Source organism: Mycolicibacterium frederiksbergense (genome assembly GCF_012223425.1).
Lineage (GTDB): Bacteria > Actinomycetota > Actinomycetes > Mycobacteriales > Mycobacteriaceae > Mycobacterium > Mycobacterium frederiksbergense.
The window spans coordinates 5827659-5852107 of the sequence record NZ_CP038799.1; the positions used below are offsets into that span (position 1 = coordinate 5827659).

General features: G+C 68.1%; 20 protein-coding genes. 9 read left to right on the top strand and 11 right to left on the bottom strand.

Annotated elements, in window-relative coordinates:
- Nucleotides 1–58: 58 nt before the first annotated feature.
- The 5 genes from EXE63_RS31090 to EXE63_RS31110 all read right to left on the bottom strand — a co-directional run bounded on the left by EXE63_RS31090 (nt 59) and on the right by EXE63_RS31110 (nt 8980).
- Nucleotides 59–934 (bottom strand): transglutaminase family protein, encoded by an 876-nt coding sequence (locus EXE63_RS31090; RefSeq protein WP_168145150.1) that lies wholly within the window; start codon nt 932–934, stop codon nt 59–61.
- Entirely contained in the window at nt 931–3609 is a 2679-nt protein-coding gene (locus EXE63_RS31095; protein ID WP_436277731.1) for a circularly permuted type 2 ATP-grasp protein, read from the bottom strand. The genes EXE63_RS31090 and EXE63_RS31095 overlap by 4 nt, the downstream gene beginning before the upstream one ends.
- A complete protein-coding gene (locus EXE63_RS31100; protein ID WP_168145151.1) occupies nt 3609–6923 on the bottom strand; it encodes a transglutaminase family protein in 3315 nt (1104 codons plus the stop codon). Before EXE63_RS31100 ends, EXE63_RS31095 begins: the two co-directional genes overlap by 1 nt.
- Nucleotides 6924–6978: 55 nt before the next feature.
- Nucleotides 6979–8322: a hypothetical protein gene (locus tag EXE63_RS31105; RefSeq protein ID WP_168145152.1), complete on the bottom strand. Its 1344-nt coding sequence runs from the start codon at nt 8320–8322 to the stop codon at nt 6979–6981.
- Between the two features lie 160 nt (nt 8323–8482).
- Nucleotides 8483–8980 (bottom strand): winged helix-turn-helix transcriptional regulator, encoded by a 498-nt coding sequence (locus EXE63_RS31110; RefSeq protein WP_168145153.1) that lies wholly within the window; start codon nt 8978–8980, stop codon nt 8483–8485.
- Between the two features lie 95 nt (nt 8981–9075).
- Between EXE63_RS31110 and EXE63_RS31115 the strand changes: the two genes are divergently transcribed.
- Nucleotides 9076–10260, top strand: coding sequence for a thiolase family protein (locus tag EXE63_RS31115; protein ID WP_168145154.1), 1185 nt, complete (start codon nt 9076–9078; stop codon nt 10258–10260).
- A gap of 15 nt (nt 10261–10275) precedes the next feature.
- Here the strand turns inward: EXE63_RS31115 and EXE63_RS31120 are convergent, their stop codons facing one another.
- The 4 genes from EXE63_RS31120 to aspS form a co-directional block, all read right to left on the bottom strand.
- On the bottom strand, nt 10276–11628 hold the full coding sequence (locus EXE63_RS31120) for a hypothetical protein (RefSeq protein ID WP_168145155.1): 1353 nt from the start codon (nt 11626–11628) through the stop codon (nt 10276–10278).
- An 85-nt stretch (nt 11629–11713) separates the two neighbouring features.
- Nucleotides 11714–12175, bottom strand: coding sequence for a nitroreductase family deazaflavin-dependent oxidoreductase (locus EXE63_RS31125; RefSeq protein WP_168145156.1), 462 nt, complete (start codon nt 12173–12175; stop codon nt 11714–11716).
- A 29-nt stretch (nt 12176–12204) separates the two neighbouring features.
- On the bottom strand, nt 12205–13071 hold the full coding sequence (locus EXE63_RS31130) for a DUF8686 domain-containing protein (RefSeq protein ID WP_234904339.1): 867 nt from the start codon (nt 13069–13071) through the stop codon (nt 12205–12207).
- Between the two features lie 50 nt (nt 13072–13121).
- A complete protein-coding gene (aspS, locus tag EXE63_RS31135) occupies nt 13122–14894 on the bottom strand; it encodes an aspartate--tRNA ligase (protein ID WP_168145158.1) in 1773 nt (590 codons plus the stop codon).
- Between the two features lie 118 nt (nt 14895–15012).
- Here aspS and EXE63_RS31140 point away from each other — a divergent pair, with 118 nt between their 5' ends.
- Nucleotides 15013–15504 (top strand): SRPBCC family protein, encoded by a 492-nt coding sequence (locus EXE63_RS31140; RefSeq protein WP_168145875.1) that lies wholly within the window; start codon nt 15013–15015, stop codon nt 15502–15504.
- A gap of 10 nt (nt 15505–15514) precedes the next feature.
- Here the strand turns inward: EXE63_RS31140 and EXE63_RS31145 are convergent, their stop codons facing one another.
- The gene (locus EXE63_RS31145; protein ID WP_168145159.1) at nt 15515–16990 is read right to left on the bottom strand and encodes a carboxylesterase/lipase family protein; all 1476 of its coding nucleotides are present in this window, start codon (nt 16988–16990) and stop codon (nt 15515–15517) included.
- 82 nt (nt 16991–17072) lie between these two features.
- Here EXE63_RS31145 and ypfJ point away from each other — a divergent pair, with 82 nt between their 5' ends.
- The 5 genes from ypfJ to EXE63_RS31170 are packed head-to-tail and all read left to right on the top strand — an operon-like array spanning nt 17073 to nt 21506.
- Nucleotides 17073–17969 carry a KPN_02809 family neutral zinc metallopeptidase gene (gene ypfJ, locus EXE63_RS31150; RefSeq protein ID WP_105366192.1) on the top strand — a complete coding sequence of 299 codons (897 nt, stop codon included), beginning with the start codon at nt 17073–17075 and terminating at the stop codon, nt 17967–17969.
- Nucleotides 17966–18508, top strand: coding sequence for a DinB family protein (locus EXE63_RS31155; RefSeq protein ID WP_436277732.1), 543 nt, complete (start codon nt 17966–17968; stop codon nt 18506–18508). The genes ypfJ and EXE63_RS31155 overlap by 4 nt, the downstream gene beginning before the upstream one ends.
- 33 nt (nt 18509–18541) lie before the next feature.
- On the top strand, nt 18542–19129 hold the full coding sequence (locus tag EXE63_RS31160) for a TetR/AcrR family transcriptional regulator (RefSeq protein ID WP_168145160.1): 588 nt from the start codon (nt 18542–18544) through the stop codon (nt 19127–19129).
- A complete protein-coding gene (locus EXE63_RS31165) occupies nt 19126–20688 on the top strand; it encodes a flavin-containing monooxygenase (RefSeq protein ID WP_168140750.1) in 1563 nt (520 codons plus the stop codon). The genes EXE63_RS31160 and EXE63_RS31165 overlap by 4 nt, the downstream gene beginning before the upstream one ends.
- Nucleotides 20685–21506 carry a mycofactocin-coupled SDR family oxidoreductase gene (locus EXE63_RS31170; protein ID WP_168145161.1) on the top strand — a complete coding sequence of 274 codons (822 nt, stop codon included), beginning with the start codon at nt 20685–20687 and terminating at the stop codon, nt 21504–21506. The genes EXE63_RS31165 and EXE63_RS31170 overlap by 4 nt, the downstream gene beginning before the upstream one ends.
- A 22-nt stretch (nt 21507–21528) precedes the next feature.
- On the opposite strand, the gene EXE63_RS31175 is transcribed toward EXE63_RS31170, so the two are convergent.
- Nucleotides 21529–22437 (bottom strand): acyl-CoA thioesterase, encoded by a 909-nt coding sequence (locus EXE63_RS31175; protein ID WP_168145162.1) that lies wholly within the window; start codon nt 22435–22437, stop codon nt 21529–21531.
- Between the two features lie 84 nt (nt 22438–22521).
- On the opposite strand from EXE63_RS31175, the gene EXE63_RS31180 reads away from it, so the two are divergent.
- A complete protein-coding gene (locus EXE63_RS31180) occupies nt 22522–23163 on the top strand; it encodes a TetR/AcrR family transcriptional regulator (RefSeq protein ID WP_168145163.1) in 642 nt (213 codons plus the stop codon).
- Between the two features lie 55 nt (nt 23164–23218).
- Complete coding sequence (locus EXE63_RS31185) at nt 23219–24448, top strand: amidohydrolase family protein (protein WP_168145164.1); 1230 nt, start codon at nt 23219–23221, stop codon at nt 24446–24448.
- Nucleotide 24449: the final 1 nt, after the last annotated feature.

The window sequence follows — 24449 nt, forward strand, 5'->3', positions numbered from 1 at the left end:
GTAGACACCGCGCCCGCGTGGACGTTCCCCGTGCGGCACGTCCTCAAACCGATTTCCGTCAGTACGGGGCCACGTCGACGGAGACCTCGATCACGCTACTCTCCGAGTCGGTGTAGATGATGCCGCGCAGCGGCGGGACATCGGCGTAGTCACGGCCGAAACCGACCACGATATAGCGCTCGTCGACCATCTGGTCGTTGGTCGGATCCAGCCCCAGCCACTGATTCTGCGGGGTCCACACCGAGGCCCAGGCATGGGTGGCGTCCACCCCGACCATCCGCTCCCGCCCGGGCGGCGGGTCGGTGGCCAGGTAGCCGGACACATAGCTGGCGGCGAGGCCGTTGGCGCGCAGGCAGGCGATCGCCAGCCGGGCGAAGTCCTGGCAGACGCCCTCTCGGACCGCCAGCACCTCGGACACCCGGGTGGACACCGTGGTCGACCCGGAACGGTAGGTGAAGTCGTTGTTGATCCGCGAGTTCAGGTCTCGCAGCACCTCGATCAGCGGCCGCTCCGGGGTGAAACTCGGCGCCGCATAATCGCGCACCTCATCGGTGATCTCGGCGGACGCGAGGTCGAGGGTGAACTCGGTGGCCAGTGCGCCGTCCGGGCCGACCGGGCGGGCGATCTCCCACGGGGCGCGTGCCGAGCCGCCGCCATAGAGATCGGGTGCCGGCGGGTCGACCTCGACGATCGAACGGCTGGTCACGATCAGCGTGCGGTGCCGCTGCGTGACGTGGAAATACGAGCTGAGATTGCCGTAGACATCGCGGCTGGTGGTGCTGTCCGTGGTGTCCGGGTCGATGACCAGTTCATGGGACAGGCAGCGTTGGGTGTCGGTCTCCCGTGGCGTCAGAAAGCCCCGGCCGTAGGAGCTCGTCACATCGTCGGAGTACCGGTAGGTGGTGCGGTGGGTGATCGCGTAGGTGCGCGTCACGGCAGCAACCTCCGCTCATCCGGGCCCCACAGCGGCTGGATACCGGTCGGCAGGGACAGGTGCGCGGCCGTGATCAGATTGGACAGCTCCCGCAGGTCGGCGTGCAGACGGTCGAGCAGCTCCACGAGTTCGGTACGGCGGCCGTCGGATCCGACGGTCTCCAGATCGGCCGGGTCGACCCGGCGCAACGTGGCGGCGATCTCGTCGGCCCAGCGTTCCGGCCGCGAGGATCCCGACGACGACGGCAACCGTTTCAGGTTCGCGCGCAGCCTCTCCAGTTGGAACACCAGCGATCTGGGGTTCTCCTCGTCGAAGAGCACCAGATCCGCGATCGCCGACACGCTGACCTTGCCCAGCGTGCGGCGCCGGTAGATCACCGATGACTCGCAGGCCACCAGCATCGACTCGGTGACGGTCTGTTCGGCGCCGGGCCGGCGCACGGTGGTCAGGGTGGCCCGCAGCAACGCGGTCAGTCCGAGACCGCGCTCGATCCGTTTGCCGATGTCCATCATGGTCCAGCCGATGTCCTGCACCATCGATTCGGCGGCCATCCCGGACAGCGCCAGCATCCCGGCCAGTGTCTGGGACTGCGCGGTCAGCAGGTAGGCGTCGCCGGCCGCCTGTGATTCGGGCGGGGCGCCGTAGCTGTTGCCTTTCCCGTCGTTTCGCTCGCCGCGGTGGACCACGGCGCGTTCGACGGCGGCCAGCACCATCCAGGTGTCGTTGGACATCTGGTCGCGCACACCCCTGGCCGCCAGACCCAGCCGTTCCACCGACTGCGCCAGTGAACCGGGGCGCCGCCGATCGGCGGTCAGCGCCCACAGCGTGCTGGGCGCCACCGCGATTGCCTCGTGGTCGTCATCGCCTGCGCCGGTGTCGGTTCCGGTGATCGAGCCGATGGCACCGAGAAGCACCGGTACGCACTGGCTCTCCTCGGTGTCCTGGCGGTACCGGTATTCGTGGTAGCGCTCGCGGGTGACGGTGAGCAACCGGGCCATGTGCTCGGCGCGCTCGGCGTAGCGGCCCAGCCAGAACAGATCGGACAGCACGCGCGGCGAGCTCACGGCGCGGGTGGGGCTCGGCGTCATGACCGGCAGGTCCACCGCCGGGGCGGGCACTGCCTTGGCCCGGTCCGGGGTGCGCACCCAGACATCCTTGGCGGCAACGGTATCCAGGGTGTAGGCGGCGTTTCCCGGGGCCGGCAGGAACCCCAGACCGCCGATCATCGGTGCGTAACCGCCGCGCTGGGCGACCGTGAACAGCCGCACGCCGACATCGGCGGCCGACACGCCCCCCGAGTAGTAATCGGTTGGTGCCGAAGAAAATTGCGGAAGTTCCTGGCCCACCCAGCGCCACGGGTGAGCACTGATCCGCGCGGCCAGCAACTCGCGGTCGGCCACCGTGAGTGTCGGACCCACGATCGTGTGACCACCGGAGGTCGGTTTGATCAGCAGCGTGGACAGGTTGGACAACAGGTGAGAACGCTCCAGTTCGGCGCCTCCCCAGTAGGTCTGCGGGGAGGCCAGCAGCGGGGTCTCCCCCACCAGCATCTCGCTCAGCCGGGGCAGGAAATGAAGCAGCCCTGGGCTTTCCAGGATCCCACTGCCCAGGGTGTTGACCACGGTGACGGCGCCGCGGCGCAACACCTCGACCAGTCCGACCACACCGAGACGCGAGTCGGCGCGCAGATCGAGGGGGTCGACGTAGGCGGCGTCGACCCGGCGCAGCACCACGTCGACGCGTTTGAGGGTGCCCAGCGACCGCATCCACAACGTGCCGTCGCGCACCACCAGATCGGCGCTCTCCACCAGCGGGAAGCCCAGCACGCTGGCCAGGTAGGCCTGATCGAACGCGGTCTCGGACTGGGTGCCGGGGCTCAACACCACCACCACCGGCTCCTCGGCGGCCTCGGGCGCGGCGTCGATGAGCGCCAGCCGCAGCGCCTGGGCCCACGGGGACACCGGGCGTGGCGCGATCCGTTCGTACAGGTCGGGAGCGGCGTGCGCGATCACGCGACGACCCGCAAGGGCATAGCCGGCGCCCGAAGGCGCCTGGGTCCAGTCGGCGTTCGCGCGGAAACTGCCGTCGGCGGCGCGGCTGACATCGCATCCGTGTAGGAACAGCTGGTGGCGACCGGGCACCTCGATGCCGTGCGCGGCGCGTACGTACGCCGGATGCGCGAAGAGCAGCTGCGGGGGCAGCACCCCGCTGGTGATCGACCGGCGTTCGCCGTAGAGGTCGGTGAGCACGGCGTCGAGCAGCCGGGAGCGCTGGACCAGACCGGCTTCCAGGATGTCCCAGTCGGCGGTGGAGATGAGCAGCGGCAGCCCGTCCAGGCGCCACGGCTCGGCCACCGCGTCATCGGTGAGGGCATCCTGGTCGACGTGTACGAAGGTGATGCCGTCGTCATCGACGAGGTTGCGCACCGTGTCGCGCAGCCGGTCAAGTCCGTCGGGGCCCCGGTCCCCGACGCATTCGGCGAGTTCCTGCCAGGCCGGGCGAATGTCGCCGGCGGCATCGATGAACTCGTCGTAGCCGGTACCCCGCGTGCCCCGGACGTCGAACAGGGCCTGCTGGGTGCGCCTGGCGCGGTACCCGGCCAGCACATCGACGGTCCGCGCCGGCGCGCCGGACAGCCCGGAGGTGGGCTCCATGGAGCCGGTGCGAAGAACCATCAACGCAGAACGGTACGCACCCGGCGCAGGTCCAGGATGCCGGGCGCGCCCGTGTCGGTCGACTGGCGCGCCTGCTTCTCCCGCAGGTCCGCCATATCCACACGTCCGGGAGTGAAGCCCGTCGCCTCGAAACGGCGCCCGCGCCGCGACTCGGCCTCCACCGCGTTCACCGGCGGGCTGTCGTAGGCCCGGCCGCCGGGGTGCGCCACGTGATAGGTGCAGCCACCCCGCGACGTACCGGTCATGGTGTCGACGAGTTCGAAGCGCAGCGGGCCGTCGACGGTGATGGTGGGATGCAACGCGCTGGGCGGTTGCCAGGCCCGGTAACGCACGCCGCCGACCTGGATGTCGGCCTTGCCGGTGGCCAGCAGCGGTATCGGGTGGCCGTTCGCGGTGACGATGTAGCGGTGCCGGTCGGCCCCGACGAGTCGCACCTGGATGCGCTCCACCGAGGAATCGACGTAGCGGGCGGTGCCGGTTCCGGAGGACTCCTCGCCGAGCACATTCCAGGGTTCGATCGCGCCGCGCAGTTCGATCTCGACGCCGTCGAAGACCGCGGTGCCGATACGCGGGAACCGGAACTCGGTGAACGGGTCCAGCCAGCTGGTCTCGAAATTCACCCCATGCGCCCGCAGATCGGCGGCCACATCGGCGATGTCTTGAATAATGAAGTGCGGCAACAGGTATCGACCGTGCAGATTCTCGCCGTGCCGGATCAGCGGCGCCTTGAGCGGTTCGTCCCAGAACCACGAGATCAACGAACGCACCAGCAGCGACTGCACCATCGCCATCTGGTGGTGCGGCGGCATCTCGAACCCGCGCAGTTCCAGCAGGCCGAGCCGGCCGGTGGGACTGTCCGGGCTGTAGAGCTTGTCGATGCAGAACTCCGCGCGGTGGGTGTTGCCGGTGATATCGGTGAGCAGATGGCGCAACGCCCGGTCGGGAACCCACGGTTTGGCAGCGCCGTCGTCGGCCAGCCGAGCGATCTCGGCGAACGCTATCTCCAGTTCGTACAAGGATTCCGAGCGCCCCTCGTCCACCCGCGGGGCCTGGGAGGTGGTGCCGATGAAGCGGCCGGAGAACAGATAGGACAACGCGGGATGGCGCTGCCAGTAGGTCAGCATCGACACCAGCAGATCGGGCCTGCGCAGCATCGGCGAATCGGCCGGAGTGACCCCGCCCAGGGTGATGTGGTTGCCACCGCCGGTGCCACCGTGGGTACCGTCCACATCGAACGCCTCGGTGGACAGCCTGGCTTGGCGAGCCTCTTCGTAGAGCGTCTCCAGCTGGGCCTTCTGCTCGGCGAAACTGCCGGTGGGGGCGACGTTGACCTCGATGACCCCGGGGTCGGGCGTGACGCTCATGGAGGTGATCCGCCCGTCACGCGGAGGACCGTAGCCCTCGATGACCACCGGGACGGCGATGGCCGCCGCGGCCTGCTCGATCCGGGTGATCAGCTCCACGAAGTGGTCCAGATCGGTGGTGGGCGGCAGATAGACGTAGAGCACCCCGTCGCGAACCTCGGCGACCAGCGCGGTGGTCGGCGCCTCGTCGGCCTCTTCCACCGGCGCCGGGGGCCCGGCGAGCTCGGTGGTGCGCAGCGTGGCGCGCCGCGCGGTCGGGTCGGCATCGAAGTCCTGCCGGGGTGCCCGCCAGCTGATCGAGTTCAGCGGAAGGCGCAGACCGGCCGGGGAATCACCGGCCAGCAACACGATTCGCCCGCGGCGCAGCTGCCAGTCGGCGCTGGCCCACCCGGAGTCGTCGTCACGGCGGTGCAACGGCATGACATAGGCCGCGGGCTCATCGGTCGAGTCGTCGAGCCGGGCGAGCAGCTTCGCCCGCCGTGCGGTGTCGTCCTCGACGAGGTCGTCACCGGTGGCGACGGGGTCCCCGGCCGGGCGACGCACCGCGGCGGCCAGACGCTCCAGCGGGTCCTCGTAGGCCGGCCGGACCTGGCCGGCGGGCAGCCCGAGACCGTCGGCGATCACCCCGAGCAGCCGGGCGCCGGCATCGGACGGGGCGTCATCGGCTTTGGTCTGCGCCCACGGGTCGGCCAGCAGCGCCGGATCGTTCCACAGCGGCTCACCGTCGTTGCGCCAGATCAGGCCGATCTGCCAGCGCGGCAACGGTTCTCCGGGATACCACTTGCCCTGGCTGCGCTGGATCAGGCCACGGGGCGCCCACACCTTGCGCAACCGCTCGGCCAGCACCGAGGCGCGCTCGCGCTTGTGCGGGCCATCGGCGGTGGTGAGCCATTCGGGATCGGTCTGGTTGTCGATCGAGACGAAGGTGGGCTCGCCGCCGACGGTCAGACGCACGTCACCGGCGGCCAGCCGTTCGTCGATCTGCGCTCCGAGGCTGTTGATGGCCGCCCACGCTTCGGGCGTGTAGGGCAGCGTGACCCGCGGATCCTCGTGAATGCGGGTGACAATGTTGGCGAAGTCGAGTGTCGATTCGCAGGGCCCGACGGAGCCGGTGATGGGCGCCGCGGACGCGGGGTGCGGGGTGGCCGACAGCGGGATGTGGCCCTCACCGGCGAACAGGGCCGAGGTCGGGTCCAGACCGATCCAGCCGGCTCCGGGAATGTAGACCTCGGTCCAGGCATGCAGGTCGGTGAAATCGGCGGCCGGCCCGGAGGGTCCGTCGAGGGCTTGCACGTCAGAGGTCAGCTGCACCAGATAGCCGGAGACGAAGCGCGCCGCCAGGCCCAGCTGGCGCAGGATGGAGACCATCAGCCAGGCCGAGTCGCGGCAGGAGCCGATCCCGGTGCGCAGCGTGTGATCCGGTGTCTGGACGCCCGGTTCCATGCGGACGCTGTAACCCACATCCGCCCGCACGGCGGCGTTGAGCTTGACCAGGAAGTCGATGGTGCGGGTGCCCGGGGCGATGCTGAAATCCTGCACCCAGGACGTGGTGATCTCACCGGGGCCCGATCCGACGCCGTCCTCGTCGACCGGACGCAGGAAGGGCTCCAGGTCGGCCAGCAGCTCCTTCGGGTATTCGAAAGGGAACTTCTCGGCCCATTCCTCGATGAAGAAGTCGAACGGGTTGATGACCTTCAGATCGGCGATCAGTCCGACGGTGATGCTCAGGCTGCGGGCACGGTTCGGGAACACCAGCCGTGCCACGAAGTTACCGAAGGCGTCCTGCTGCCAGTTGACGAAGTGGTCGGCCGGTTCGACCTGGAGCGAGTACGCCTCGATCGGCGTTCGTGAGTGCGGGGCCGGACGCAGCCGCACCACGTGCGGATGCACGTCCACCAACCTGTCGAAGGTATAGGTGGTCCGGTGCTCCAGCGCCACTTTGATTCCCATAGCGTCCGATCCCATCACAGGTAGCGCGGGATCGCATTGTGCGTGCCTGCGGCCGCTATTCCATCACCGCGGTCAGATCGAAATCATAGAACGCTTCCTTGACCGACTGCATAAGGGCCTCTTTGGTATTCGGCGCGCCCGGTTCCCAGGAGGCCACCGAGATGCATACTGCACCCCCGACGGTACCCGCGGCGACCAGCATCCGGCCGCCCATCCGCTCCAGGTCGCCCTCGGTCAGGCCCGGCTCCGGCGAGCCCGCCACGAAGAAGTCCGCCGGCGTCCCATCGGGACGATTGACCTCATCGGGCAGCGGGCCGCTGTTGGAGGATCCGATGGGCTTGCCGACCTTGAGAACCAGCTTCTCCAGGCGGCGCAGCAGGAACTTCGGGGAGTACGGGACCAATGGCAGCGGAGCCAGCAGCCACTCGCGACTGCCGGCCAGTTCGGTGAGCGCGGCCTTGATGCCGGCCCGGATCTCGCCGAGATCGACCGGCGAGCGCTCCCCGTCGGCCATCACGGTGATGGTGTTGAGCGCGTTGCCCCGGGTGTCGCCGTCGACGCGTTCACTGACCGGCAGCGACAACATCGCCTTTCCGTCCGCGTCGACCCTGCCGACGATGGTTCCGATCCGCGCGGCGATACCGGCCAGCAGTACATTGCTGGAGCCGCCGAGTGCTCGGGCGCGGTGCTCCCATTCGGTCTGGTCGACGCGCACCGAGATGGTCGGCAGGTGCACGGCCTGCTGCGGGTGTCGTACCGCGGAGACGGGAGCGACGGCCCTCGCCGATTCGGACAGTTCCGCGGACTGTGCACGGGCAATGCGTACCGCCCCCAGTGCCGCGGACGGAACGTCGCGCAGCGCGAGCAGGGTGGTGCGTGCGTCCTGCCGCAGGGCCGACGCGCGAGCGCGGGACCGGGAAGCGGGATAGTCCAGATCGCGGCCGGTGCCGTTCACGGCGTGGGTGATCGATTCGATGAGGGCGCCGGCGTCGGCGACGGTGTGCGACACCACGAGGGTGACCACCGCGCCACCTTCGACGAGCGGCTGCACCCCGATATGCCACGGCGGGCCGTGTTCGGGGTCCACCGGCACGTCGGCGCGTTCGTTGACGAAGTCCCAGACCTCGTCGCGGCGGCGCTCGGCCGCGGAGATGTCGATCGGACCCGGTTCACCGCAGGACACCCAGTGGTGCCTGCCGAACGGGATGGACGATCGTTCGACCAGCCTGCCCAGCAGCCCGTCGGCCAGGTTGCGGTGGAACCGCCGCAGCCCGTCCATGTCCACGCCGCGCTCGTAGATCCACGAGTACTGGATCACCGGTCCGCGCCGCAACGCCCGCAAACCCAGATAGGAGCCCTGGTCCATATAGGCGAGCGTGTTGTCAGCCGGGTACGTCATTTGCCGGGGCCTCTCTTGACACGGAATATCCATCGCCATGTGCGGGCCCCCCGTACACCTGATCGACGTAGCGAACGAATTTTAACGAATTAGTCAATATCGCGGGCGGCTATGCACGGAAGTCGGATGACTTTAACCCGAAACCGTCAACGGTGGGCGGCTACGGCCGAGCCTGAGCGGGTCCCCCACCGGGGCGGACCTGCCGCATGCCCAACTCGTCAAAATCCACGGAATGCCCTTTTTCGCAAACAATCTCGACGCGGGCGTCGGCATCGCAGCCAAGATGGGTGAGCCTCATCCGGCCGGTGTAGGGCAGGTGCTTGCGACCCCATTCGAACATCGACCAGACCACCGGCATGAAGTCGACGCCGGCCTCGGTGAGCACGTACTCCTGGCGCTCCCGCTGCCCGAATTCGCGGTACGGACGCTTTTCTAGCAAACCTGCGCTCACGAGCTCGGACAGCCGCGCCGACGTCGCCGCCTTGGTGATGCCCACCCGTCTGGAGAAATCGTCGAATCGGGTTGTGCCGTAGCAGGCCTCCCGCATGATCAGCATCGCCGACTTCTGGCCCACGACGGTCATCGCCTTTTCGATCGGGCACTCCCCGATCGCCGACCACGCGTCACGATCGGCCAGCGGCCCCTGCAGCATTGTCATCGAGATCACTCCGAAGCTGGGTTGTTGTTACTAGACCTAGGTGTTAGATCTAAGTATAGAGAGCAGTACTCAGCGCGAGTTCTTGAGGAGCAGACATGTCGGGATTCTCAGATCGGGATGCGGTCATCGTCGGCGCGGTCCGGACACCGGTCGGCAAGGGCAAGGCCAACGGCGCGCTGCACGGCGTGTTGCCCGCCGATCTGCTGGCGCACAGCCTGCGCGAACTGATCGCACGGACCGGCGTCGAGCCCGCCCAGGTCGACGATGTCATCGCCGGAGCGGTGACCCAGGTTGGCGACCAGTCGGTGAACATTGCCCGTAATGCACTGCTGGGCGCCGGATTTCCCGAGTCGGTTCCCGGCACCACCGTCGACCGGCAGTGCGGCAGCAGTCAGCAGGCCATCAGCTTCGCCGCTCAGGGCGTGCTCGCCGGGGCCTATGACGTCGTGATCGCAGCCGGCGTCGAATCGATGTCACGGGTGCCGATGGGCTCCTCGGTACTGCCCGGCAGCGACCCGTTCGGCCTGGACATGGCCGCCCGCTACCCCGAGGGCCTGGTCCCGCAGGGCATCAGCGCCGAACTGATCGCCGCGAAGTGGAAGCTGTCGCGGGCCCAGCTCGACGAGTTCTCTGCGAGCAGCCACGAGAAGGCGGCGGCCGCCACCAAGGCCGGCCTGTTCGACGCCGAACTCGCACCGATCGCCGGGCTGAGCACCGATGAGATCATCCGCCCCGGGACGACCGTGGAGACCTTGTCCGGACTGCGCCCGGCGTTCTACAACGAGGCGTACGCGGCCCGTTTCCCGCAGATCCACTGGGAGATCACCCCGGGCAACTCCTCGCCGCTGTCCGACGGCAGCGCCGCGGTGATGATCACCAGCGGGGCGACCGCCAAACGGCTGGGTCTGCGACCGCTGGCCCGTATCCACACCACCACCGTGGTGGGCTCCGATCCGCTCTACATGCTGACCGGCGTCATCCCGGCCACCGAGAAGGTGCTGCGGCGCGCGGGGCTCACGCTGGCCGATATCGACCTCTTCGAGGTGAACGAGGCATTCGCGCCGGTGGTGCTGAGCTGGGCCGCCGATACCGGTGCCGACCTGGCCAAGGTGAACGTCAACGGCGGCGCCATCGCCATCGGACACCCGCTGGGGGCCAGCGGCGCGCGCATCGTCACCACCCTGGTCAACGCGCTGCAGCAGCGCGGCGCCCGCTACGGCCTGCAGACGATGTGTGAGGGCGGCGGTATGGCCAACGCCACCATCATCGAACGGCTCTAGGCATTTTCAGCGCGATCACCATTCGATCTTCGGCGCCAGCCCGAAGTCTGCGAATGCCGCCGCGACGGCATCCGCAAGGGCCGGCGCCGAGTTCGGGCCACCGACCTTCCACGACGCGATGCTGATCGCCACGGTGCCGCTCGAGATCGTGACGCCGAGCGCCAGGTGTCCACCGCGGCGGGCGAAAGCGGCTTCGGTGACCCCGTTTTCGATCATCCGCCCGATGAAGAAGTCCGCCTCGGTGCCGTCGATCCGGCTCAGCGCGGGCGGCATGTCACCGGCGTTGGAGCAGCCGATCGGCTGCCCCTCCTGCAGAACCGCCTTTTCCACCTGTGCCATCAGGAACTTGGGGACGAACGGGATCAGCGGGAGCGGCGCCATCATCGCGTCCCGGCTCGCCTGCATCTCGATGAGGGCGTCCTTGACGGCCTTGCGCAGCGGTCCGAGATCGGCCACCACGGTGGCGGGGTCCACGGTCACCGTGATGGCATTCAGGGCGTTGCCGCGGGTGTCGCCCTCGGTGCGTTCACTCACCGGGAAGATCAGCGTCACCATCCCGTCGTCGTCCACCCGGCCCAGCGCGTGGCCCAGCCGAGTGGCCAGCGCGGCCACGAACGCGTTCCTTGTGCCGCTGAGTTCGGCCACTTTCTGGTCGAAGGTCTCCACATCGACGCTCGCCGCCACCATCGGCACGGTGACCGGCTCCCTCGAGCCGGCCGCAACGGCGGGCTTGCGGGCCTTCGCCGTCTTGGCCTTCGGGTTGGCCGCCGCCTGCTGACGCTGCAGCCGCACCGTCCCGATCAGCGAGGACGGAATTCCGGGCAGCAATCGGGCCGTGGCACCCAGGTCCTCGCGCAGTGCCCGGCCGAGAGTGCGCGATCCGGGGTCCGGGTATCCCAGCTCCCACCCGCGGCCCTCGACAGCGGACACGATCGACAGCGTCGACGCGGCGCCGTCGGCGACGGTGTGCGAGAACACCAACGACACCGCCGAAGCGCCACCGGACAGCGGTTGCACCGCCAGATGCCAGGCCGGCCCAGTTTCCGGATCGACCGGAATTTTGGCGCGCTCGTTGGCCCATTGCCACACCTGCGAACGTGCCCGCTCGACGGTGCCCACCTCGATGTTGTCGGGTCCGGCGCTGCGCACCCAGCGGTGCCTGCCGAACGGGAGCGGCGACCGTTCGATCCGGCGGCCCAGGAGGGTGTGTTGAAGGTTGCGCTGGAAGCGACGCAGACCGTCCAGGTCGACGCCGCGTTCGTAGATCCACACCGATTGCCCGACCGGCCCGCGCCGCAGAGCGCGCAGCGCGATATAGGACGCGTGGTCCATGTAGTCGACGGTGTTCGGCGCACCGGTGTTTCCCATGTCAGCTCCCCGCAGCACACACAAGCTCGATAGTCGCAGGTGAGCGTACGGTCAGGACACCGTCAACGACCGCACTTCGGCAAACTCAGGCGCGCACCAGCTCGAATAACGGGATGGCTCGCGAGGTCTTGGCCTGGTACTCGGCGAACACCGGGGCCACCGCGACGATCTTCGGGTAGGTCGCGTCACGCTCGTCGTCGGGCAGTTCGCGCGCGGTCACGTCATAGGCATCGGTGCCGATCTCGATATGCGCCTTCGGATCGGCCCGCAGATTGTGCACCCACGCCGGGTGGGTCGGCGCACCGGCATAGGACCCGACGATGAGCACCTTGCCGTCGATCTCGAGGTAGGCCAGCGGAGAGAGCCGGGGTCGGCCCGACTTCGCGCCGACGGTGTGCAGCAGGACCAGGGTGGCGCCCTCGAACGGGCCGCCCACCCGGCCCGCGTTCGCGCGGAACTCCTCGACCACGCCGCGGTTGAAAGCGTCGAGTGCCGCGGTGTCCGCTACGAGCTTGCTCTTGTCGAGATCATCCTGGGATTCGGTCATGAAAGATGTCAGCCTTTCCGCCCCGGCGTCTATTCCGGCCGGGTCTGTCGCCACCACGCAATGATGTACAGCACCATCGCCGCCGCCAGGGCGACCAGTACCCAGACCACCACCGCGAGGTCGATCCAGGCGCCGGCCGGCGGTGCCCCGGGCAGCACGTTCCGCAACGGCACCACGGCGAAAAGCATCGCCGCGAACCAGGTGATGAACGGTGGCTGCAGCTTGCGTCGATCGAGGACGGTCTCGATCGCCACGAACAGCGCCGCCGCGGGCAGCGCCAGCAGTACCAGCAGGATGCCCGCGATGAGCACCAACGCCTCGCGGGTTCGCTCCAGCTCGAACGCCACGGCCGGTGCGGTGGCGCCGGGTGAGCCGACAGTGCCCAGTCGGCTGTCGATGACCCACCCGTTGACGCTGCCGCCGACCACGATCGGCGCGGCGATCGGGCGCTGATCGTCGCCGGTGCCGGCGAACAACTGCATGCCGATGGTGTCGGTGACATAGCTGTCGAACGGCCATTCATCGGGGTCGCCCACCGCCACCAACGAGGTGGTGAGCTCGTTGCCCACCAGATCGTCGTGGAGGTAGATGAGCTCGCCGGAGTCCGTCCAGGAGCTCAGCCGGATCACGTACTGGTCCGGTGGCTCGGCCTGCAGCTGCGTACCCGGATGCACCAGCACGTCGATCACCAGCCGGTTCGCCGATGTGTCCACCTGACTCAGCCGCACGATGACGGCGGTCTCCCCGCTCGTCGCCGCCTCGGGAAACCGGAACTGCGCGGGAGGCTGCTCCAGCACGCTGTACCCGATGAGTGAGGCGACGTACACGACGGCCACGATCACGACGGAGGTCAGCACCGTCGCTCGCCGTGACGACTGACCCCCCGCACGCTGCACGCGCGGATCGTAGCCCCGCCGCGGAGGCATCGGCAGGCGTTTGCGAACGACTACTTGGCGTCGGCGCCCGGCTTGGCGTCGATGCCCGCCTCCTTACGCTGCTGCGCGGTGATCGGCGCGGGCGCATCGGTCAGCGGGTCCACCCCACCGCCGGACTTCGGGAACGCGATGACCTCACGGATCGAGTCGAACCCGGCCAGCAGCGCGGTGATGCGGTCCCAGCCGAAGGCGATACCGCCGTGCGGCGGGGCGCCGAAGGTGAAGGCGTCCAGGAGGAACCCGAACTTGTCCTGAGCCTCATCGTGATCGATGCCCATCATCGCGAAGACCCGCTCCTGGACGTCGCGACGGTGGATACGGATCGACCCGCCGCCGATCTCGTTGCCGTTGCAGACGATGTCGTAGGCGTTGGCCAGCGCGGTGCCGGGCTCGGTGTCGAAGGTGGCCTCGGACTGCGGCTGGGGCGCGGTGAATGCGTGGTGCACGGCGGTCCAGGCACCGGAGCCGACGGCGACGTCACCGGAGGCCGTCGCGTCGTCGGCGGCCTCGAACAGCGGCCAGTCCACCACCCAGGTGAACGCCCAGGCGGCCGGATCGATCAGGTCCAGGCGCTTGGCGATCTCGATGCGGGTCGCGCCGAGCAACGCCCGGCCGGCCTTGGCCGAACCCGCCGAGAAGAAGATGCAGTCGCCGGGCTCGGCGCCGACGTGGGCGGCCAGTCCGGCGCGCTCGGCGTCGGTGAGGTTCTTGGCGACCGGGCCACCCAGTTCACCGTCCTCGCCGACCAGCACGTAGGCCAGGCCCTTGTGCCCGCGCTGCTTGGCGAACTCCTGCCAGCCGTCGAGGGTGCGCCGCGGCTGGGACGCCCCGCCCGCCATCACGACGGCACCGACGTAGTCGGCCTGGAAGACCCGGAAGGTGGTGTCGGAGAAGTAATCGGTGCACTCCACGAGTTCGACCGCAAAGCGCAGATCGGGCTTGTCGGAACCGAACCGGCGCATCGCGTCGGCGTAGCTGATCCGCGGGATCGGCGTCGGCAGGTCATAGCCCACCAACGCCCACAGCGCCTTGAGGATTTCTTCGGAGATCGCGATGACGTCATCGGCCTCGACGAAGCTGAGCTCCATGTCGAGCTGGGTGAACTCGGGCTGGCGGTCGGCGCGGAAATCCTCGTCCCGGTAGCAGCGCGCGATCTGGTAATAGCGCTCCATCCCCGCCACCATGAGCAGCTGCTTGAACAACTGCGGGCTCTGCGGCAGCGCATAGAACGAGCCGGGCTGCAGACGTGCGGGCACCAGGAAGTCGCGGGCGCCTTCGGGGGTCGACCGGGTCAGTGTCGGGGTCTCGATCTCCACGAAGTCGTGCTCGGCCAGTACGCCACGGGCGGCGGCATTCACCTTGGACCGCAACCGGATTGCCTGTCCGGGGCCTTCGCGCCGCAGATCCAGGTAGCGGTAGCGCAGCCGGGCCTCCTCGCCGGCGGTCTCGTCGAGCTGGAACGGCAGCGGCGCGCTCTCCCCCAGCACCGTCAGCTCGGTGGCGTTGACCTCGATGTCACCGGTCGCGATGTCGGTGTTCGCGTTGCCCTCGGGGCGCACCTCGACGACACCGGTCACCGCGACGCAGAACTCGGCGCGCAGCCGGTGCGCCTGCTCGAGCACCGCGGCGTCCCGGAAGACGACCTGAGATGTCCCGGACGCATCGCGCAGATCGATGAAGATGACACCGCCGTGGTCGCGCCGACGCGCCACCCAGCCCGCCAGGGTCACCGTCTGACCGGCGTCGGTGGACCGCAACGATCCGGCGGCATGGCTGCGCAGCACAAAAACTCCTCATGAAGATGGGTGAGACGACAGCCCAGTCTAATGGGGTGGGTGCGGGCACCAGCGACCGCAGTCCGCGGCTGGTCACGAGCCCGGCTAGGGTCAGCGGGTGGCGAAAATGTACCCGTGCGAGCGCGTCGACCTGGATTTCATCTCCGATGCCCCGTTCCGCTTCGTCAGCACCGTCGACCTGACCGTCACCCCCGAGCAGTTGTTCGAGGTGCTCTCCGACGCCGGGTCGTGGCCGCAGTGGGCAAGCGTGATCACCGACGTGACCTGGACCAGCCCGCAGCCCTATGACATCGGCACCACCCGTACCGTCACGATGCGCGGCGGGATCATCGGCGATGAAGAATTCCTCGCCTGGGAGCCCTACAGCCACATGGCCTTTCGCTTCAACGATGCGTCGACGACCAGCATCGCCGCTTTCGCCGAGGACTACTGGATCGTGCCGACCGCGAACGGCTGCCACCTGACCTGGGTGATGGCGATGAAACCGAACGGCACCGCCGCCCGGTTGGGCATGTCGGCGGGAAAACCGGTGATGGCGTGGATGTTTCAGCGATTCCTGCACAACCTGCGCCGCTACACCGACCGGCATTACGGCTAGCCGCCCGCCGCTAATAGACCCCGTCCCACGCCGCGCGCCGGACGGCATCGGGGTCCTCGACGGTGACATCGCGGGTCGAGCGGATCACCAGGGTGCGCCGGGTTTCGGCGTCATAGCGCGGCCACACGCTCCGTCCGTCGGTGGCGAAGTCCAGCCAGGTGCGCTGCATCCGCCTGCCCACCGAGGGTTGCACCCGCCGGCCCAGCGGATGCAGCTTGCGCCCCAGGTAGGAGCCGTAGCTGTGCTGGATGTGCACGATCTCACTGCCGTGTGTCGCGCCGAGACCGAGCGCCTTGAGCGTCCAGGTGGTGTGGTCGAAGCGGTACACGTGGGTGGGTGCATCGGCACTGTAGGCATCGGCGAACGCCCAGGTGGGCGCGCCGAACATGGCATCGGAACCGAAATCGATCAACGCCCGCCTGCGCGGGAATCCCGGGTATGCGGCCAGTACCCGGTCCCTGGCCTGCGGCGCCCGGCGCGCGAAGAAGCCATCGATGCCGGCGGCCGTGGTGGGCAACATGGGTGGCTTGCCCCAGGCGAACATCGACGCCTCGTGGCTGTTGGTGCCGATGATCAATGGGGTTGTGGCCACCCGCCCCAGCCGCGCGGCCTCGATCGGATGATGCGGGAGCAGATCGACACCGTGGGTCAGTCCGTAGGCCAGGGTGGGTGTCTGGGCGGCGCTCTCCAACTGGATCTGACCGGCCGCCCGGCGCAGCTTGCGCTGGGGCAGCGCCTTGAGCTCGTCGATGCCGACGCCGAGTTCGGCGAGGAACGCGTGCGACTGACGTGCCCGACTCTCCCGGTCGGCGATCAGCGGCAGCGCCGGACTCTGCGCGATGGCCCGGTCGAAAAGGCCCTCGGCGGCCGGGCTGGCCAGCAACGCGAGCACCGAGGTCGCGCCGGCCGATTCGCCGAACACCGTGACCTGTCCGGCGTCCCCGCCGAACGCGCCGATGTTCTCCCGGATCCAGCGCAGTGCCGCGAGCTGATCACGCAGACAGAGGTTGTCATCGAAACCCGGCCCGAGATCGCCGAGCTCGAATCCGCCGAAGACACCGAGACGGTAGGTCACGTTGACCACCACGACGTTGCCGTTGGCCGCCAGCCGGGAGCCGTTGTAGAGCTGAAGTTGACCGGCGCCGTAGACGAATGCGCCACCGGGGATCCACACCATCACGGGCAACGATGCGGACACGTCGGGTGACCAGATGGTGACGGTCAGGCAGGCTTCGTCCCGCATCTTCGGGTCGTCGCGGCCGCCGCCCACGAAGGAGCGACCCTGCGGCGGCAGCGGGCCGTGATCGGTGGCGTCGCGCACCCCCGGCCACGGCCGCAGCGGGCGGGGCGCCATGAAGCGCAGATCGTCCACGGGTTGTTCGGCGTAAGCGACGCCGCGCCAGACTCCCACCCCACCGTCGGTGGTGCCTCGGAGCAGTCCGTGCGCCGTCTCCACGATCGTCGTCAGTTCGGCGACAGGGGGCACACCGCAATCGTAGTGTGGAAAGCTGAGCCCGGCTTGGACCAGGCGACGAGTGCCGGCGCGCAGATGGGGTTGGTGGGCAACGATGACCTTCAACGAAGGTATGCAGATCGACACGAGCACCACGTCGAGCAGCGGCGGGCGACGCGGTGGAGGCGGACGGGGCATCGCCGTCGGCGGCGGTCTCGGCGGGCTGTTGATCATCGTGGTGGCCCTCTTCCTCGGGGTGGACCCCGGCAGCGTGATGCCGCAGACCCAGGGCGGTGGTTATGACACCGAAGGGGTTTCCGCACCGGGGTTCGACCTGGACCAGTGCAAGACCGGCGCGGACGCCAACGCGATCGTGCAGTGCCGGGTGATCGCCACCGGGAACTCGGTGGACGCCGTATGGGCCCAGCAGTTGCAGGGGTATCAACGGCCGCAGGTGCAGTTGTTCACCGGATCGGTGGATACCGGTTGCGGCCCGGCCACCAGCGAGGTGGGTCCGTTCTACTGCCCGGCCGACCGCACCGCCTATTTCGACACCGACTTCTTCGACGTCCTGCGAGATCAATTCGGTTCCAGCGGTGGCCCGTTGGCCCAGGAGTATGTCGTGGCTCACGAGTTCGGGCACCATGTGCAGAATCTGCTCGGGGTGTTGGGGCGCGCGCAGCAGGATCCGCAGGGCCCCACCGGCGGCGGGGTGCGCACCGAACTGCAGGCCGACTGCTATGCCGGGGTGTGGGCCCACTACGCAGCCATCACCAAGCAGGAAGGCACCGACGTCACATTCCTGGAACCGTTGAGCGACAAAGATATTGCCGATGCGCTCTCGGCCGCGTCATCGGTCGGCGATGACCGTATCCAGAAGCAGGCCACCGGCCGGGTGAATCCGGAGGCCTGGACGCACGGATCCTCCGAGCAGCGACAGAAGTGGTTCACCCAGGGTTACCGGACCGGTGACCCCAACCAGTGCGACACCTTCGCCCCCGGCGCATTGTGACCGGAGGCATCGTCCCCGACGACAAGGACTGGACCTGGGTACTCACCCGGGCCTGCCCGGACTGTGGTTTCGACCCCGCCACCGTGCACCCCACCGGCGTCGCCGGGCGCATCCGCCGTGACGCCGCGGCCTGGGTCACCCGCCTGGCGCAACCCGGCGTCCGGGTCCGTCCGGCACCCGGGGTGTGGTCGCACCTGGAATACGGCTGTCATATCCGGGACGTGCACCGCATCTTCGATCACCGTGTGCAGTTGATGCTGACCGAACCCGATCCACTGTTCCCGAATTGGGACCAGGATGCCACCGCGATCGCCGACGATTACGGGTCCCAGGATCCCGGGGTGGTCGCCGGTGAACTGTGCGACGCGGCGACCGCCGTCGCCGACCGCTACGACCGGGTATCCGATGACGGCTGGAACCGACGTGGATTACGCAGCAATGGAAGCGAATTCACCGTCGCCACCATCGCCGTCTACCACCTGCACGATATCGTCCACCACGCCTGGGACGTGTCCGGGAGAGATTCCGGGTTTTCCTGAACACATTGCACACATCTGACTAATGTGTCCAACATGGCCCGCACCGGTTCCCGCTCACCGGCGCTGCTCGCCGCCACCGCGGACACCCTGCGCAGGCTGGGCCCCCGCCAGTTCAGCCTGACCGCCGTGGCCGAGGCCGCCGGGGTGTCCCGCGGCACGGTACACAACGCGTACGGCAGCCGCGACCAGGCCATCAAGGTCGCGCTCGAGCACCTGGCAGCGCGTTTCGTCGACGCCATGGCCACCGAGGTGGACCGCCACGACACCCTGGCCGATCAGGTGGCTGCCGCGGCGGTGCTCATCTGTGCACACCGTAGGCGTTCGGATTTCGTTGCCGCAGACGGCATCAACGAGAGCATCCTGGTGCTGCTGCTGCGCAATATCGGCGACGACCTGGTGACCCGGGCGGTGGCGTTGTGGCGGCAGCGGGTCAAGACCGCCCAGAGCCGCGGGGAGGTCGGTGCCACACTCGATCCCGCCCGGGCCGGCGAATGGATCGTGCGGGTGCTCTTCAGTTTCGAACTGCTCCCTCCGATGGGCGTCAATCTGGACAACCCACGGGCGGTGCGCACATTCGTGGCCGGCCACATCATCGACGGACTCAACGGGAGACCCACGTGAACGAACCCGATCATGAGGTGGCCATCATCGGCGCAGGCCCCGGCGGGATCGCCGCCGCCCACTATCTGCGGCGCCAGGGCATCGATGATTTCGTGATCATCGAACGCGGAGAGGATTTCGGCGGAACCTGGCGTGACAACCACTACCCCGGCCTCGCCGTCGACATCCCCAGCCTCTGGTATCAGCTGTCGTTCGCACCCAACCCCGACTGGTCGCGCCTGTTCGCGCCCGGCCCGGAGCTCTACCGATACCTGCGTGACACCGCCACCCGACTCGGCCTCTACGACCACCTGATCACCGGCGCCGAAGTCACCCAACAACGCTGGGATGACGCCGCCGGGTTGTGGCGGCTCACCATCGGAGGCCGGCCCGAACTGACCGCGCGCTTCCTGATCAGTTCGGTGGGCGGCTATGTCAACGCCAAACAACACATCGACATCGACGGCGCCGAGGACTTCGCGGGAACCATCCTGCGGCCCAACGCCTGGGACGACTCCTACGTCACCGCGGGCAAACGCATCGCCGTGATCGGCACCGGCTCCAGCGGAGTGCAGATCTCGGCCGCACTGTCCGCCGAGGCCGCGCAGCTCGATATCTACCAGCGCACGCCGGCTTGGGTGCTGCCCAAGATCGACTTCGATCTGCCCCCGGTCCTGCGGCGGATCCTGCGCATCCCCGGTGTCCTGGCCACTGTGAACGCGGCCGGACGCCTACTGATGGACGCCGCGATGATCGCACCGATCGTGCACGTCTTCTCCCGGCTCCCCGACCGGATCCTGGTGCGGCTGATACCGATATACGACGCCTACTGCCGGGCGCTGTACCGGCTGCTGCTGAAATGCACCGTGCGTGACCCCGCCACCCGGGCCGCACTGGTGCCCGGCTACGGCATCGTCGCCAAACGGCCGGTCATCTCCAGTGCGTTCTTCCGCGCGCTGAACAACCCGAACACCCGATTGATCACCACGCCCATCGAGCGGATCACCCGTGACGGTGTGCAGACCGCCGACGGGATACACCGGCCCGCCGACCTGCTGGTAGCGGCCACCGGCTACGAACTGTGGACCGATCCCGAAACCTACCGTCCGGCAACGATTCTGGGCACCGACGGTTTCGACCTCGCCGAGTACTACCGCAGCCACGGGTTGGCGAGCTACGCCGGCACCGCCCATCCCCGGCTGCCGAACCGGTGGGAGATCGTGGGCCCGCACGGGTTCGTCGGTTTCGCGTGGTGCGATTTCGTCGAGACCATGGCCCGGCACGCGGCGCGGGTGATCGGACAGACCCGCCGGCAGGGCTTCCAGGTCGCGGCGGTCACCGGGGAGGCTTTCGATCGCTGGAACGCCGATATGGCCCGGCGCGGCAAGACCGCGCATCTGTACTTCACCGCCTGCAATCCGGGCCTACGCACCTATTTCATCAATTCGCGTGGCGAAACCGTGTACCACCGGCCGCAAACCATCACGGCGTCACGGCGGTTCGCCCGCCGCGGTCCGCTCGACGACTACCGATACAGCCGGCGCAGTGTGTCGGCACTGACCGAGGAGCAGCCCGCATGACCGACCTGCCGCTGGCCGGACGCGTTGCCTATGTCACCGGAGCCGCTCGCGGACAGGGCCGTTCGCACTGCGTCCGGCTGGCCCGGGCCGGCGCCGACATCGTCGCCATCGACGCGTGCGGGCCGGTCGCCGCGAGCAACGGGTACGCCCCGGCGACCGCCGCCGACCTCGCCGAGACCGTCGCCCTCGTCGAGGGCGAAGGCCGCAAGATCTTGGCCCGCGAGGTCGACGTCCGCGACGCCGACGGACAGCAGCGAGTCATCGCCGACACCGTCGAGCAGTTCGGCAGGCTCGACATCGTGGTCGCCAATGCCGGGGTGCTGAACTGGGGCCGGCTGTGGGAGATCTCGCCGCAGCAGTGGCAGGACACCCTGGACACCAATCTGACCGGTGTGTGGAACACCATCCGGGCCGTCGTGCCACCGATGATCGAGGCCGGCAACGGCGGCTCGATCATCAACATCAGTTCGGCGGCGGGCATCAAGGCGGTGCCCGGCTGCGGGCATTACTGCGCCACGAAGTTCGGGGTGGTGGCGCTGACCAACTCGCTGGCCGTCGAACTGGGGCCGTACGGCATCCGGGTGAACTCGGTGCATCCCTACGGCACCGACACCCCGATGGGCAATGACGTGGCCATGTACCAGATGTTCGCCGACAACCCGACCTACATCCACAGCTTCTCGCCGGGCGCGCTGCCGACCGATTCACTGGCCGCACCGGATCTGGTGTCCGATATCGTGCTGTGGCTGGCCGGTGACGGCGCTTCGCTGGTGACGGCGGCTCAGATCCCGGCGGACAAGGGCTACTTGAAGGTATGACCCGCCGCCGGCAGGTGTGCCCTCACAGCCGGGATTGTTCCTTGATGCCGGTGTCGGTCGTGCGCAGCGGACGGATCAGCGCGTCCTGACTGAAGGACGCGAGCAGCTCGCCCTCCTCGGTGTGCACGGTGCCGCGCACATAGGACATGCCGGCACCGACCTGGGTGCTCTCGTGGCCGTAGAGCAGCCAGCCCTGCCACTGCACGGGCTCGTGGAAGCTGACCGAGATCGTCATCGGTGCGGTCGATACCGTCAGATGTGCCTGTGCGGTGCCGATACCGGCGTGTGCGCGCATGGTCGTTGAAATCCCCAGGTGTCCGGTGAAATACGCAATCAGTGCCTTGGCCAGGTCGTCCCGGGCCGGAATCGGATCGTAGTGCAGCCAGGCGAACAGTTCGGGCGGTCCCACCTCGTCGGGGCTGTTGACATCGACGACGTCCACCAGGCGCAGCTGCCGGCCGGTCATCGGCATCTTGCCCGCGTTGGCGTCCGCGGGGGCGGCCACCTGCGGCCGCGGCAGCTGGTGTCGGATCACGTCACCGGAGGGCACATCGGCCAGCACGGTGATGGTGATGCACCGCTTGCCGTTCTGGGAGGCGGTCACCACCGCGGTGGCCGTCGAACGGCCCTCGGCCACCACGTCGATGTCGAGTTCCACCGGCGGGCCGACCAGCACCACGCGGGCGAACACCGCATAGGCCGAGCGCACCGACTTGTCCGGGAACCGTTGCGCCACAGCGACTATGGCCTGGGCGAGCACCTGGGTACCCTCCACCACCTGACGATCGTCGGCACCGGCAAGTCCGGTCTGGGCAATGAAGCGGTTCTCCCCGTCGGGTTGCGGAGCGAACAGCTCGAGCAGTCCCTCCAGCGTCCACAGCACCTGTTCCGGCGACTGGTCTGAAATTGTGGTCTTGTCCGATGTCGTCATGCGTCCCTTCCTGGCGGCTCTGCAAAAACGGTAACGTCATTCTCACGGGTTGCACAATGGTTCCGGTCCAGAGGGGGTCCGCAGATGGCCAAGTCGACGGCACGCATACCGGCAACCGCGGAGGAAGCCGAATCGCGGCCCGCCCGGTTCATGAAGTCGGCCCTGGAGATCCTCGGTGAGACCGGTCGCACCGATTTCACCGTGCTGGCGGTGGTCGAAAGATCCAAGACCTCGCTGCGGTCCTTCTACCAGCACTACTCCACCAAAGACGAGCTCCTGCTCGCGCTCGTCGACAGGATCATGTCGGAGTCGGCGGCCCGCTGGCGCGCCGATCTGCAGGGTCTGGACGCGATCTCCGCACTGCGCACCCTGGTGGCCCGTATCAGCGCCCCGGCCGCGTCGACCAAACAGGACAGCATCAACCGCGGACTGACCTTCTACAACGACCATCTCGCCGAGACGTTGCCCCGCGAATATGCCCGCGTGTTGTCTCCGCTACACCTGCTGATCAGGGACATCATCGCCGCCGGCATCACCGAGGGCGTCTTCCGCGAAGCCTCCGAGACCGAGACCGACACCGCGTCCGCGCTCATCATGCAGACCGTGCTGGGCGCGCTGCGATTGCGCGTGCTCGGCGCCGAGCTGAACGGCGCCCCCGTCGAGGGAAGCCACATCTTCGAGTTCTGTGTGCGAAGTCTGCTGCGTGACCCCGGCCAACCCATCTGACGATCGTGGTAACGTCATTACCACTCCACGGAAACCAGCCTTTCAGGAGATGGAAATGCCTTCACGCACCCTGTCGTATCCGGTGTTCGACGCCGATAACCACTTCTACGAGCCCAAAGAAGCGTTAACGCAATTCCTTCCGGACCACCGCAAAGGCGTCATCGACTACATCGAGGTCCGCGGCCGGACCAAGATCATGGTCCGCAACCAGGTCAGCGACTACATCCCCAACCCGACCTTCGAAGTGGTCGCACGGCCCGGCGCGCAGGAGGACTACTTCCGGCACGGCAGCGGCGGCAAGAGCTACCGCGAGGTGATGGGCAAGCCGATGAAGGCCATCCCGGCGTTCCGCAATCCGGCAGCCCGCCTCGAGGTCCTCGACAGCCTGGGCCTGGACTACACGTTGATGTTCCCGACGCTGGCCAGCCTCGTCGAAGAGCGCCTGAAGGACGACCCGGATCTGATTCTCGACATCGTGCATGCGCTGAACCAGTGGATGTACGAGACCTGGCAGTTCAACTACGAGGACCGCATCTTCTCCACCCCGGTGATCAACCTGGGCAACGTCGACCGCGCCCTGGAAGAACTCGAATGGTGTCTGGAGCGCGGCGCCAAGACGGTCCTGGTCCGGCCCGCCCCGGTGCCGGGCTACCGCGGCAGCCGCTCGATGGGCGTGGAGGAGTTCGATCCGTTCTGGGACGCCTGCGTCAAGGCCGGCATCCCGGTGGCGATGCACGCCTCCGACAGCGGGTACTCGAACTACCTCAACGACTGGGAGCCCGCGACCGAGTTCAAGCCGTTCTCCCCCACGTCTTTCCGGATGGTCGCGATGGGCAAGCGCCCCATCGAGGACACCATGGCCGCGTTGGTGTGCCACGGCGCGCTGACCCGCAACCCGGACCTGCGCATCCTGTCGGTCGAGAACGGCGCCTCCTGGGTGCCCTACCTGCACTACCAGTTCAAGGACGTCTACTCGAAGATGCCGGACTCCTTCCCCGAGGATCCGATCCAGGCGTTCCGGCGCTGCGTGTACGTGGCGCCGTTCTGGGAGGACAACTTCAAGGACATGGCCGATCTGTGCGGTATCGACCGCGTCATCTTCGGCTCCGACTGGCCGCATCCGGAAGGCCTTGCCGATCCGATCAACCTGGTCAGCGATCTGGAAGCCAACGGCCTCGACGAACAGGGCGTGCGAAAGGTGATGGGCGCCAACTTGATCGACCTGTTCAAGGTGCCCAACCAGATCGTGCACAAGCCGGACGTGCCCGCCATGACGTTCGCCTGAG